The organism is Arthrobacter sp. R4-81 (assembly GCF_054792365.1).
In genome coordinates this window covers 1,429,029-1,442,473 of record NZ_CP096445.1, presented here as the reverse complement: position 1 = coordinate 1,442,473, position 13,445 = coordinate 1,429,029, and the positions used below count along the sequence as shown (strand labels likewise).

General features: G+C 63.2%; 10 protein-coding genes. 2 read left to right on the top strand and 8 right to left on the bottom strand.

Annotation, left to right across the window (positions count from 1 at the left end; genetic code table 11):
• Positions 1-29 precede the first annotated feature (29 nt).
• From treY to glmS, 5 genes are all read right to left on the bottom strand, one after another.
• Entirely contained in the window at positions 30-2,366 is a 2,337-nt protein-coding gene (gene treY / locus M1E05_RS06835; RefSeq protein ID WP_461164820.1) for a malto-oligosyltrehalose synthase, read from the bottom strand.
• Complete coding sequence (gene glgX, locus M1E05_RS06830; RefSeq protein ID WP_458111572.1) at positions 2,363-4,618, bottom strand: glycogen debranching protein GlgX; 2,256 nt, start codon at positions 4,616-4,618, stop codon at positions 2,363-2,365. The genes treY and glgX overlap by 4 nt, the downstream gene beginning before the upstream one ends.
• A 130-nt stretch (positions 4,619-4,748) precedes the next feature.
• On the bottom strand, positions 4,749-6,296 hold the full coding sequence (locus M1E05_RS06825) for an NAD(P)H-hydrate dehydratase (protein WP_461165202.1): 1,548 nt from the start codon (positions 6,294-6,296) through the stop codon (positions 4,749-4,751).
• Between the two features lie 57 nt (positions 6,297-6,353).
• Positions 6,354-6,701: a holo-ACP synthase gene (locus tag M1E05_RS06820; protein WP_247046454.1), complete on the bottom strand. Its 348-nt coding sequence runs from the start codon at positions 6,699-6,701 to the stop codon at positions 6,354-6,356.
• Between the two features lie 4 nt (positions 6,702-6,705).
• Positions 6,706-8,598 (bottom strand): glutamine--fructose-6-phosphate transaminase (isomerizing), encoded by a 1,893-nt coding sequence (glmS, locus tag M1E05_RS06815; protein ID WP_458111573.1) that lies wholly within the window; start codon positions 8,596-8,598, stop codon positions 6,706-6,708.
• Between the two features lie 72 nt (positions 8,599-8,670).
• Between glmS and coaA the strand changes: the two genes are divergently transcribed.
• Together coaA and M1E05_RS06805 are read left to right on the top strand one after the other, a co-directional pair.
• Positions 8,671-9,636 carry a type I pantothenate kinase gene (gene coaA / locus M1E05_RS06810; RefSeq protein WP_458111574.1) on the top strand — a complete coding sequence of 322 codons (966 nt, stop codon included), beginning with the start codon at positions 8,671-8,673 and terminating at the stop codon, positions 9,634-9,636.
• A 5-nt stretch (positions 9,637-9,641) separates the two neighbouring features.
• The gene (locus tag M1E05_RS06805; RefSeq protein ID WP_461164819.1) at positions 9,642-10,580 is read left to right on the top strand and encodes a M15 family metallopeptidase; all 939 of its coding nucleotides are present in this window, start codon (positions 9,642-9,644) and stop codon (positions 10,578-10,580) included.
• A 22-nt stretch (positions 10,581-10,602) separates the two neighbouring features.
• Here the strand turns inward: M1E05_RS06805 and glmM are convergent, their stop codons facing one another.
• The 3 genes from glmM to rplM all read right to left on the bottom strand — a co-directional run bounded on the left by glmM (position 10,603) and on the right by rplM (position 13,204).
• Positions 10,603-11,973, bottom strand: a complete 1,371-nt coding sequence (gene glmM / locus M1E05_RS06800) for a phosphoglucosamine mutase (RefSeq protein WP_458111576.1) — start codon at positions 11,971-11,973, stop codon at positions 10,603-10,605.
• 239 nt (positions 11,974-12,212) lie between these two features.
• On the bottom strand, positions 12,213-12,722 hold the full coding sequence (rpsI, locus tag M1E05_RS06795) for a 30S ribosomal protein S9 (protein ID WP_309108168.1): 510 nt from the start codon (positions 12,720-12,722) through the stop codon (positions 12,213-12,215).
• 38 nt (positions 12,723-12,760) lie between these two features.
• On the bottom strand, positions 12,761-13,204 hold the full coding sequence (gene rplM, locus M1E05_RS06790; protein ID WP_015937805.1) for a 50S ribosomal protein L13: 444 nt from the start codon (positions 13,202-13,204) through the stop codon (positions 12,761-12,763).
• Positions 13,205-13,445: the final 241 nt, after the last annotated feature.

Below are 13,445 nucleotides of genomic sequence, written 5' to 3'. Positions count from 1 at the left end.
TCCGTTCAGTGGGTGGTTTAGGAGGCTGGCTAGACGTTTTCGCTGATGGGGATGAGCAGCGCCACTGGGTAAACCCGCAGGATGTCCGCCACCTCCACCGGGCCGGGACCAAAGATGGTTCCAGTGAGCTCGTCCTGCATTTCCGCGTCAAGAGCGACGGCGGTATCCCGCCATCCGCCCTTGCGTTCGAGTCCGTGGGGGAGCCTCGTGACCAGGGTCAGCGCGCCGGCCTCGGCGGGTCCCGTGCTGTCAGCGCGGCTGAAGGCGAGGAGATGATCAGCCGCCGATCCCGTGGCTTGCACCGGCTTGTAGCCCCTGAACAATTCGGGACGGTCGCGGCGCAACCTCAGGGCACGTGAGGTCACCAGCAGCTTGCAGGCCTCTGCCTGGAAGACTGCCGGAAGCTGACCATCATCCAATTCAGCCAGCGTGTTCCGTCTGCGCTGGAAATCCACTGGCCGGCGGTTGTCTGGATCTGCGAGAGAACGGTCCCAGAACTCTGTGCCTTGGTAGACGTCCGGCACGCCAGGCATGGTGAGCTGGACGAGCTTGGCGGACAGCGAATTCGACGCCCCATGCGAGTCAATGCCCGCCACAAAGGCTGTCAACTCTGTGCGGACATCGGGGTCGTCAAAAGCGGCGTCCACAGCGGCCAGGAGTTTCTCCTCGAATTCCGCGTCAGGATCCGTCCAGCTGGTGGAATTCCCGGCTTCACGCGCAGCCTTTTCTGCGTAGCCGCGGAGTCTGGCACGATCCGCTGGCCACGATCCGGCGATCGCCTGCCACACCAATGCTGCGAGGGGTCCGTCCGGTAAGGGTGCAAGCTCGCGCAGCCGTGCCAGGGTGGCCGCCCATTCAGGCGCCATTTCCGAAATTACGGAGATGCGTGCCCGGGTATCCTCGCTGCGCTTGGTGTCATGAGTGGTCAGGGTGGTCATTGACAGGGGCAGCCGCTCCTGGCGGCGGACCATCCGGTCGTGGAATTCCTGGGGGCTGAGGGCAAATTCCGTGGGGTCGGCGCCGACTTCCGTAAGCGTCCCCAGCCGCGTGTAGCGGTAGAACGCTGTGTCCTCGACGCCCTTTGCCATCACCATTCCGGACGTCTGCTGGAATCGACGTCCGAGTTCCGCATCGGCGTTATTGAGCAGCGGCAGGAGTTTAGCCACGGCATGGGAGAGGTCGGGCCTCGTGTCCATGGCGGCTTCGCAGGCTTCCTTCAGCACCTCGGCACCCTCGGGCAGGTAGGTGCGGTAAACAGGGAAGGCCGCAATAATCTCAGACAGCGCATCAGCAGATTCAGAGGCAGTGAGCCCCAGATCCTCAGGCAACAGCCTGACGAGCCTCAGGATTTCGGAGTGCAGCATCCCGTCGGTAATAGCACGCTTGGTCCCACGGATCATGGCGGCGTAGTCAGCTGACTTGCGGGTGCCACGCAGGCGGGCATCAAGCCGCGTCAGGGGCGCCTCCCCCTTGGGATCCACGAACACCCGGTCAACGTCCGCCAAGGCGTCATATCCGGTGGTGCCTTCACACTGGAATTCCGGCGGCAGCTCCTCCCCCGGTTCGAGGATCTTCTCCGCCAGGACGTACGCGCCGCCAGTCACTTCCTTCAACCGGCGAAGGTACCCGCCCGGGTCCGCAAGACCATCGGGGTGATCAATGCGAAGCCCGTCTACCAGGCCTTCTTGGAACCAGCGCGCAACCTCGGCGTGGGCTTCATCGAAGACCTCCGGGATCTCAACCCGGACTCCGGCCAGCGAGTTGATGGCGAAGAATCGGCGATAGTTCAGTTCGTCGTCCGCCCGGCGCCAGGCGATCAGCTCATAGTGCTGCCGGTCATGGACGTCACGAGGGCTGTCGCCGGGAGTATAGGTCCCCTCGGCCAAGGGAAAGCGATGGTCGTAGTACCGCAGTTCGCCATCCTGGAGCTCCAGGTGTTCGACGTCGTCATCGCTTCCGAGAATGGGTACGCGGACGCGGCCGCCCCCAAAGTCCCAGTCGACGTCGAACGCTACAGCGTATTTCGACTGCCGGCCTTCCTTCAGCAGCGACCACCACCAGGGGTTCTGGTGGGGAGTGGCGACGCCGACATGGTTGGGAACGATGTCAACAAGCACCCCCATGCCGGCGGCGCGGGCAGCCCGGGAAACTGCGGCAAGCCCTTCGGGACCACCCCGGTCCGGATCCACGGCGCTCGGGTCGGTGACGTCGTAGCCATGGCCAGATCCCTTTTCCGCCGTCAGCAGCGGCGACAGGTAGAGCCAGTCCACTCCCAGTGCGTGGAGATAGTCCACGATTCCGACGGCGTCGTGCAGGGTGAAGTCGGCGCGGATCTGCAGCCTGTAAGTCGAGACGGGGGTCTTCATGAATCAGCCGCCTTCGGCTTTCCTATCTTCCTGGTGTGTTTGGGCTCCGGCGCCGCGGGGGATGTCAAAGCAGCCGACTCCGGCGTGGAAGTCTGCGACAACGCGGCCAGGGAAGCGGCCACGGAGTGGTCCGGCTCCACTTCCGGAGTGCTGTGCGCCCGGAGTACCACCAGGGATTTGGCGTCCACCGGGAGGCTGCTTCCGGCCACGACGGGCTCTGTGTCGGCGTTGTGACCGGCAGTATCGATGATGATGTCCCAGGCCGGGGCGTACTCATCGGAGGGCAGTTTAAACTTCACTTCGTCGTCGTGGGCATTGAAGTAGAGGACAAAGTTGACGTCGGTAATCCGTCGGCCCCTCATGTCCTTACCCTGGATACCGTCGCCGTTGAGGAACATGCCCACGGAGCGGCCCAGGCCCACCTCCCAGTCCTCGGGCTGCATGGTTGAACCGTCCACGTCCAGCCATACGATATCCGGCAGCCGCTCGCCTTCGCCTCGGCGTACGGGCCGCCCGTCAAAGAACTTGCTGCGCCGGAAAGTGGGATGTTTCGCCCGCAGAGAATTGACAGCTGCCGTGAATTCCACCAAGGGCTGGTCAACGCTGTCCCAGTTGATCCAGGTCAGCTCGGAATCCTGGCAGTAGCCGTTGTTGTTCCCTCGCTGCGTCCTGCCCAGCTCGTCGCCATGGAGCAGCATGGGAACGCCCTGGGACAGCAGCAGGGAAGCGATGAAGTTGCGCTGCTGGCGTGCCCGCAGTCCCAGGACCTTGGGATCATCCGTGGGGCCTTCCACACCACAGTTCCAGGAGCGGTTGTGGGATTCGCCGTCGTTGTTTCCCTCACCGTTGGCTTCATTGTGCTTCTCGTTGTAGGAGACAAGGTCGGACAATGTGAAGCCGTCGTGGGCGGTGACGAAGTTGATGGATGCGACCGGACGTCGGCCGGAGTGCTCATAGAGGTCAGCTGAGCCTGTGAGCCGGGAAGCGAATTCGCCCAGCGTGGACGGTTCTCCCCGCCAGAAGTCACGCACGGTATCCCGGTATTTGCCGTTCCACTCTGTCCATTGCGGAGGGAAGTTGCCCACCTGGTACCCGCCCGGACCAACATCCCAAGGCTCGGCGATCAGCTTCACCTGGGAGACTACGGGGTCCTGCTGGATGAGTTCAAAAAAGGTGGAGAGTTTGTCGACGTCGTAAAACTCGCGGGCCAGCGTGGAGGCGAGGTCGAAGCGGAAGCCGTCCACGTGCATCTCCGTGACCCAGTACCGCAGCGAGTCCATCAGCAGCTGGAGGGAATGGGGATGGCGGACGTTGAGGGAGTTGCCGGTCCCTGTGTAGTCCATGTAGTGCTTCTGGTCGCCTTCCATGAGGCGGTAATAGGCGGGGTTGTCGATGCCCTTGAAGGACAGCGTGGGGCCGAGGTGGTTGCCTTCCGCGGTGTGGTTGTAGACCACGTCCAGGATGACTTCAATCCCGGCACGGTGCAGCGTACGGACCATCGCCTTGAAGTCCTGCACCTGCTGGCCGGTGTCGCCGGTGGAGCTGTAGGTGTTGTGCGGGGCGAAGAAGCCGATGGTGTTGTAGCCCCAGTAGTTGTTGAGGCCTTTGTCCTGCAGGATGCCGTCGTTGACGAACTGGTGCACGGGCATCAGTTCAATGGCGGTAATTCCGAGCTTCTGCAGGTGGGCGATCACTGAAGGGTGCGCGACGCCGGCGTAGGTGCCGCGCTGCTCCTCGGGAATCTCCGGGTGAAGCTGCGTGAGGCCTTTGACGTGGGCCTCATAAATCACTGACTTGTGGTACGGAATCCGGAGGTTGTGGTCCCCGTCCCAGTCGAAGTAGGGGTTGATGACAACGCCGAGCATCATATGTCGGCTGGAATCGGCATCATTTCTCGAGTCGGGGTCGCCCATGTTGTAGGAGAACAGCGACGGGTCCCAGTCCACCTGGCCGTGTACAGCCTTGGCATACGGGTCCAGGAGCAGTTTGTTGGCGTTGAACCGCAGCCCTGACGCGGGGTCATACGGCCCGTGAACCCGGTAGCCGTACATCTGGCCAGGCTGGACCTGCGGGATGTAGCCGTGCCACACGTAGCCGTCCACTTCCTGCAGCTCGAAGCGGGTTTCCACCCGGTCCTCGTCGAAAAGGCAGAGCTCCACCTTCTCCGCTCTTTCGCTGAACAGTGCGAAGTTGGTTCCTGTGCCGTCGAAGGTGGCTCCCAGCGGGTAAGCCGATCCGGGCCAGATTTCCATCAATACTCCTCAGTTGTCCAACAGTTGCAATTCACACTCGCCATCCAGCTTATAACTGGAAAGTAAGCTTACTATTATTGCGGGTGTGACCATTGCACATTAGCGGGTACCCGCGACAAACGCCGCACAGCTATCCTGTCCGGGCGGGCCACACTCCCGGCACAGCATCTGCCAGACGGCCCGCTGTAAGGGGCCCTCCGGCCGACGCCGCGGTTCCGGCCAACCCGTGAACGCTGGCGGCCATCGCGGCTATCGCCCCCCACCGCGCGTCCGGATCAATTCCGACGGCGGCGAACCGGTCGGCGTCGGATCCCACCTGTGCCAGTAAGGCGCCCAGCACTCCCGCGAGTACGTCCCCACTGCCGGCAGTCGCCATCCACGCTGTTCCTTCCGCTTGGGTAAAAACCGCTCCCGTGGCTGCAGCGATGACAGTAGTGTGTCCCTTGAGAAGGACTGTTCCGCCCGTCAGAGTCGCAGCCCGGCGCGCCGCCAACAAGGGAGCCGCGTCGATCTCTGACCGGTGCGTGGCGGTGCCGAGCTCCGTCAGCAGCGTCGCCAACTCCCCCGCATGCGGAGTGAGGACCACTTGGGCTCCAAGGCGGCCGGGGAGGACCTGAAGGGCCCCGGCGTCGGCGATTACCGGCAGTCCTGACTCAAACACATCACGCACCCTGCCCAGCTGCTCCCCCGCAGAATCGTCCAGGCCAGAGCCCACCAGCCACGCCTGAACGTGTGCATCCGCCACGCGTCCCTGTCCGCACACCACTTCCGGGCAGGCGGCGCGAACTGCGGCTGCGACCTCCGGCGGACCGAGGTACCTGACCATTCCCACCCCTGCGGCAAGCGCCCCACGGCAGGCCAGCACAGCCGCACCAGGGTAGCGTTCAGATCCGGCCACGACGCCCAGTACGCCGCGCGAGTACTTGTGGGAACTGCGATCCGGCTGCGGCAACAGGGCCTTAAGGTCTTCCTGCTCAAGGCGGCGCAAGACCGGTGACGGCAGTGCCGACTCGATGCCGATGGGGACAATCACAATCCTTCCGGAGCTACCGGCCCCCGGATCCGCCAGCAACCCGGCCTTTACTCCCCCAAACGTCACGGTCACGCCCGCCCGCAGCACCGGCCCGTGCAGCTCACCTGTATCAGCATCCACACCGCTTGGAATATCGCACGCCATAACCAAGGGGGTGCCCTCTGCCCCAAAGAGCTCCGCCCGCAGAAGCTTCGCCTGCAGTTGCTCGATGAGTAATCCCGCCGCTTCAGTGAGCCCACCACGCGCACCTGTCCCGAGGACCGCGTCAATGACGACGTCGGAACTTGCGGCGGCGGCGGACAATTCAGGGATGTTGTCTTCCGTCAGGGCGTGCGTTCTTCCGCCGGCCCGGCGAAAGGCCGCGAGGCCGGCGGCGTGCGCGTCACCGGCGGTGAGCACCGCCGTCGTACGCATTCCACGGCCGGCCAGGAAAGCAGCGGCAAAAAGCCCGTCTCCCCCGTTATTGCCCTTGCCCACGAGGACGGTGACGCTGGAGCCGTAGATGCGTCCCCTGGATTTGAGCTCCCGGATGATGGCGTTCGCCAAGCCATAGGATGCGCGTTGCATGAGAACAGCGCCCATACCGTCGTCCAGCAGAGGCTTCTCAGCCGCGCGTATCTGGGTTCCGGTGTAGGCGCTGATCATCGTGGTGGTCCAATCCCGTTGGTCCATTCATGCTCGTCAAATCGTGGCGGGAACAGCCTAGCCCTCGGCGATAACGGTGGCCGTGGCGATGCCGCCGTCGTGGCTCATGGAGACGTGCCAGCGCTTGACGCCCTTGTTTTCTGCCACAGCCAGAACCGTTCCCTTCACCTGGATGGTGGGGCCGTGCTGGTCGAGTCCGATCCAGCAGTCCTGCCAGTTCATGCCCGCGGGAGCGCCGAGGACCTTGGCCACGGCCTCCTTCGCTGCGAACCTGGCAGCAAGGGACCTGGTGTTGAGTTCCCGTTCAGCCGGGACGAACAGCCTGTCCCGCAGCCCCGGCGTCCGCTCAAGTTGGCGGCCAAAGCGCTCGATATCTACTACGTCTACCCCAATGCCAACAATCATGGCGTCACTCTACCGTGACGCTCTTGGCCAGGTTGCGCGGCTGATCGACGTCGTAGCCCTTGGCCTGGGCAAGTTCGAGGGCGAAGATCTGCAGCGGAACAGTGGCCAGGAGCGGCGCGAGGAGGGTAGGCGCCTCCGGGATGTAGAACACGTGCTCAGCGTAGGCCTTGACGGCCTCGTCCCCTTCTTCGGCGATGACGATGGTCTTGGCACCACGGGCACGGACTTCCTGGATGTTGGAAACCACCTTGGAGTGCAACGAATCGCGTCCCCGAGGCGACGGAACCACCACAAACACCGGCTGGCCTTCCTCAATCAACGCGATCGGGCCGTGCTTGAGCTCGCCGGCGGCAAAACCTTCAGCGTGGATGTAGGCCAGTTCCTTGAGCTTCAAGGCGCCTTCCATGGCGACCGGGAAACCGACGTGGCGGCCCAGGAACAGCACGGACTTGGCGTCGGCCATGGAGCGGCCCAGTTCCTTGATCTGCTCCTCGTTTTCCAGGATGCGCTGGATCTTGGCGGGGATCTTGCCCAGATCCGCAAGGATGTCCTTGATCTGGCCCTGGAAGATGTTGCCGCGCAGCTGAGCCAGGTACAGGCCAAGCAGGTAAGCGGCCGTGATCTGGGCCAGGAATGCCTTGGTGGAGGCGACGGCGATTTCAGGACCCGCGTGGGTGTACAGGACGGCGTCGGATTCACGGGGAATGGTGGAGCCGTTGGTGTTACAGATGGAGAGGGTCTTTGCGCCCTGTTCCTTCGCGTAGCGGACAGCCATAAGGGTGTCCATGGTCTCTCCCGACTGGGAGATGGAGACGACCAGTGTGTTCCCGTCCACGATCGGATCGCGGTACCGGAACTCATGCGAGAGCTCAACTTCGGTGGCGATCCGGCACCAGTGTTCAAAGGCGTACTTGGCCACCTGCCCCGCGTAGAAGGAGGTTCCGCAAGCCAGGACAATAATCTTGTCGATGTCCTTCAGGATTTCGACGTCGACGCGGAGCTCGTCAAGGCTGAGCTTGCCGTGGATGTCGGAACGTCCCAAAAGGGTCTGCCCGACGGCGTCCGGCTGATCGTGGATTTCCTTCTCCATGAAGGACGAGAAACCGCCCTTTTCAGCGGATTCGGGGTCCCAGTCGACATGGTATTCCTTGCCCTGTGCGGGGGCTCCGAAGAAGTCCGTGATCTCAACGGTGTCTGCGGTGATGGTGACGATCTGGTCCTGGCCAAGTTCCACGGCCCGGCGCGTGTAGTCAATAAAGCCGGAGACGTCGGAGCCGAGGAAGTTTTCGCCGTCGCCCAGGCCAACTACCAGCGGTGAATTGCGGCGGGCGGCTACGACGACGTCGGGCTGGTCACTGTGCACGGCAAGCAGGGTGAAGGCGCCTTCCAGACGCTGGCAGGCAAGCTGCATGGCCTTGGTGAGCCCGCCGTCGGAAACGTCGCCGTTGAGCTTGGTCCTGAAGATGTCAGCGAGAAGCGCAGCCGCCACTTCAGTATCGGTTTCGGAGAGGAAGGTGACGCCCTTGCGGAGGAGCTCGAGCTTCAGCTCGGCGAAGTTTTCGATGATGCCATTGTGGATCAGGGCGAGTTTGCCGCCGTCTGCCAGGTGCGGGTGCGCGTTCTTGTCAGTGGGTCCGCCATGGGTGGCCCAGCGCGTGTGCCCGATTCCAGTCAAGGATTCGGGCAGGGGGTGCTCCTCCAGCTCAGTGACCAGGTTGCTCAGCTTGCCCGACTTCTTCCGGAAGGAAATTTCCCCGTCTGCCAGGACTGCGACCCCTGCTGAGTCGTATCCCCGGTACTCCAGGCGGCGCAGTCCTTCCATGACCACGTCCAGCGCATTGTGTCCAACATGCTCCCCGTTCGAAGAACGGCCTACGTAACCCACAATTCCACACATGGTGACAAGCCTAGCGGGTTTGCGCGTTCTTCCCATTTCGCTCTCGTGGGCAACAAGGGCAGAATCTCTAGGGTGACTTTGCAACGCAATGAATCGAACGGTGAGGGTGTCTCCCCGTTCGTGGAGCTGGACCGGCAAACCTGGTCCCGGCTCTCAGCCCAGATGGAGCAGCCTCTTAACGAAGAGGATGTGCTTCGTCTCCGCGGTCTTGGTGATCCCCTGGACATCGAGGAAGTACGCGAGGTCTACCTCCCCCTGTCCCGGCTCCTGCACCTTTATGTGGAAGCAGCCGGGCAACTCCACGCGGCCACCACCACCTTCCTGGGTGACACTACCCAGCGCACACCGTTCGTCATCGGCGTGGCCGGTTCTGTCGCTGTGGGCAAATCGACCATCGCCAGGGTTTTGCGGGAGATGCTCCGCCGCTGGCCGGGAACCCCGAACGTGGAGCTCATCACCACTGACGGCTTCCTCTACCCGCTCGCCGAGCTCAAGCGCCGCCAACTGCTGGACAGGAAGGGCTTCCCGGAGTCCTACGACCGCCGGGCGCTTCTGCGCTTCGTCAGTGAAATCAAGAGCGGCGCGGAGGAGGTCCGGGCGCCCTGGTACTCGCACGTGACCTATGACATCGTGCCGGGCAAGGAAGTGGTGGTCCGCCGTCCCGATGTGCTGATCGTTGAGGGCCTGAACGTCCTGGCGCCTGCCCGGCCGCGTCACGATGGCAGGCAGGGCCTCGCCCTGAGCGATTTCTTCGATTTCTCAATCTATGTCGACGCGAAGACGTCCTACATTGAAGAATGGTATGTGGACCGTTTCCGGAAGCTCCGCAGCACTGCCTTCGCGCAGCCCGAATCCTATTTCCATCGGTACGCCACGCTCTCTGACGAGGAGGCTGAGCGGACTGCCCGGGATATCTGGAAGCGCATCAACGAGCCCAACCTTGAAGAGAACGTGCTGCCCACCCGAGGCAGGGCCCAGCTGGTCCTCACCAAAGACGCAGACCATTCCATCCGGCGCATGCTGTTGAGGAAGGTCTAGCAGGCATGTGCCGCGACTGCGCGTCGTTCCCTGCCGGGCTCCCCGTTGCGGGACCCTCAACTGCCGGGGCCGCTGCGCTGCCGAGCCGGCGTGTCTTCACCCGGCTCCTGGCCACCGGGGCAGGCCTCACCGCCCTTGCCGCCTGCACGCCGGCGACCACGGAAGCGTCTCTCAGCTCCCCAGCGGTTTCACAGGCAGGCCCGGCAACAGGATCCCCCTCGCCTACTCCGACCACCACTGCAACTCCGATTGCCACTGACACAGCCTCGGCGGCAGCGTCTGCAGCCGCGCCGCCGTCGCCCGTTCCATCGCCCGTCTCGCCTGCCGCCGCCCTGGCGCAGCAGCACTCCCTCACTGACCCCGCAAGCCCCTGGCTTGTGGTCAACAAACACCGGCCCCTCACCTCGCCCCAATACGCGCCCTCGGATCTGGTACAGCCGAACGTTCCGCTGGCAGTCAGCGGGGAGGCATCCCTGCTTAACAGCACGACGGCGGCTGCCGCTGAGCAGCTGTTCGCTGCGGCTGCTGCGGAGGGAGTTACCATCACTCTGGCTTCGGGCTACCGGTCCTATGCCACCCAGGTGGCGACGTATGGCAGCTATGTGAGCTCACAGGGGCAGGCGCAGGCTGATACGGCGTCGGCGCGTCCCGGGTACTCCGAACACCAGACTGGTTGGGCTTTTGACATTGGTGACGGCGGCGGGGCGTGCGGATTCCAGCCGTGCTTCGCCGAGCAGCCGGCCGCTGTCTGGGCCAAGGCGCAGGCACACCGCTTTGGGTTTGTGGTCCGCTATCCCTGGATGTTCCACGAGATCACGGGTTACTACTACGAATCCTGGCATCTGCGTTACATCGGTATCGAGGCGGCCACCGACATGGCGAAGCGCGGAATCGCCACCCTCGAGGAATACTTCGGGCTCGAAGCGGCGCCGGGTTACCTCTAGGACCGCCCTGATAGCCATACGGTCAGGAGCGCTTTTCGGTGACAAGCTCCAGCGCGAGCTCCTTCTGGACCACGGCGGCAAGCCTGTCAGCGATCCGCTGAGCTATAGCCTGTTCTCCAGCTTCGACCATGACCCGCACAACAGGTTCGGTGCCAGAGGGGCGCAGCAGCACGCGTCCGGTGTCTCCGAGCTCGGCTTCAGCCTGCGCCACGGCGGCTGCCACTACGTCATCTCCCTTGACCCGGCTACGATCCACACCCTTGACGTTGATGAGGACCTGCGGGAGCTTGGTCATCACCGTGGCAAGTTCCTTCAATGGCCGCCCGGTCAAAGCCACCTGTGCTGCAATCTGCAGGCCGGTGAGGACGCCGTCGCCCGTTGTCGCGTGATCCGCAAAGATCACGTGTCCGGACTGCTCGCCGCCAAGGTTGAACCCGCCGTCGCGCATTTCCTCCAGGACGTAACGGTCCCCTACAGCTGTTTCACGGATGCTGATGCCGGCTTTGGTGAGGGCGATTTTGAGGCCCAGATTGCTCATCACGGTTGCCACCAGGACGTTGTCCTTCAGCTTTCCGGAGGTTTTGAGCGCAACTGCCAGGATGGCCATAATCTGGTCGCCATCCACCTCGTTGCCCTCATGGTCAACGGCCAGGCAGCGGTCAGCGTCGCCGTCATGGGCGATGCCCAGATCAGCTCCATGCCGCAGCACAGCCTCTTTGAGGGGACCGAGGTGGGTTGAACCGACACCGTCGTTGATGTTCAGGCCGTCGGGCTCGGCACCGATCACCACGACGTCGGCGCCGGCATCCTTGAAGACCTGCGGGGAACATCCGCTGGCAGCACCATGGGCGCAGTCCAGAACCACCTTCAGTCCGTTCAAACGATGCGGGAGGGTGCCCAGGAGGTGCACGATGTAGCGGTCCTCCGCGTCAGAGAACCGCTGGATGCGTCCCACGTCGCTGCCGACGGGCCGACGGGCCTCATTGCCCATCTCGGCCTCGATGGCGTCTTCAACGTCGTCAGGGAGCTTCTGGCCGCCCCGGGCGAAGAACTTGATGCCGTTATCCGGGGCAGGGTTGTGGGAGGCGGAGATCATCACGCCAAAGTCAGCTTTCAGGTCCGCCACCAGGTAAGCGGCGGCAGGTGTTGGCAGTACCCCTGCGTCGTAGACGTCGATTCCAGAACTCGACAGCCCGGCTTCCACAGCCGCTGCGATGAACTCACCGCTGGCTCGAGGGTCCCGGGCCACGACGGCGCGGGGGCGGCTGCCGTTGGTATTGCGGTCGTGACCCAGCACGACGGCGGCAGCTTGGGCCAGCTGCAGTGCCAGCTCGGCTGTAAGCAGGCCGTTCGCCAGGCCACGGACACCATCTGTTCCAAATAATCTAGACATCGGGTCAAGTTTAGACGACGGTCCGCTGGCTCCGACCCAAAGCCCCGGTTCACTACAACCCGGTTCGCAGCGCAGCCGCCGGCCCAGCGATGTAATGACCATTAACGCCGAAAGCCCGCCCTGCGAACAGGACGGGCTTCCGGGAAGCGGACTTAGCGCTTGTGGAGCCGAGCGCTAAAAAGCGCTGCGGGCCCCAATATGCGGTCGCGCCAGCGGCCACGTATTGGGAAAGCGCATTTTTAGCGCTTGGAGTACTGCTGAGCCTTACGGGCCTTCTTGAGGCCTGCCTTCTTACGCTCGATGACGCGTGCGTCGCGTGAGAGGTAGCCGGCCTTCTTCAGGATGGCGCGGTTGTTCTCGACGTCGATCTCGTTCAGTGAACGGGCGATGCCGAGACGCAGCGCACCGGCCTGGCCGGAAATGCCGCCGCCGTGAATGCGGGCGAAGACGTCGTAGGCGCCGTCAAGATCAAGGATCTTGAAGGGCTCGTTGACGTCCTGCTGGTGCAGCTTGTTCGGGAAGTAGTTGGCCAGCTCGCGGCCGTTGATGATCCACTTGCCGGAGCCCGGCACAACGCGAACGCGTGCAACGGCTTCCTTGCGGCGGCCGACAGCTGCGCCGGCAACGGTCAGGGCCGGGCGCTCCTTCTTCGGTGCAGCAGCTTCTGCAGCCGCTCCGCTTTCCGAGGTGTAGCTGGTCAGGGTTTCCTCAGCCTCAACGGCTTCGGTGGTCTCTTCGTTCTGAGCCACGGTTCTCCTTGTATAGATAAGTTGTTTGGTGGCCAGGACTACTGGGCGACCTGGGTGATTTCGAAAGTCTTGGGCTGCTGGGCGGCGTGGGGGTGCTCAGCACCGCGGTACACCTTCAGCTTGCCCAGCTGCTGGGCAGCGAGGGAGTTCTTGGGGAGCATGCCCTTGATGGCCTTCTCAACGGCGCGGACCGGGTTTGATTCCAGGAGTTCCGCATAGTTGACGGAAGTCAGGCCGCCCGGGTAACCGGAGTGGCGGTATGCCCGCTTCTGCTCCAGCTTGGCGCCGGTGAGGGCAACCTTCTCAGCGTTGATGATGATGACGAAGTCGCCCATGTCCATGTGGGATGCAAAGGTGGCCTTGTGCTTGCCGCGCAGCAGGATTGCGGTCTGGCTCGCGAGACGACCAAGGACAACGTCTGTGGCGTCAATGACGTGCCACTGGCGGTTGATATCGCCGGGCTTCGGGGTGTACGTACGCACGGTTTTTGCCTCGTTCTTATTCTGGCGTTCTTTTTTAGGTGTCACTCAAGCGTGTGCACCTACTATCTATGCGCTACCGGAACAGAGGTGAGGGCTCTATGTAACCAGTCATCCTGAAGTCCCGAATGTGCTCGTTGAGTAGTTATCCTGCAACCGGATTCTCAAGCGGGCACGCATCATCGAGATAGGACACGCACAACGACTGTCAAATATACCGTGGCAGGGCCGTCCGGGTCAAAAT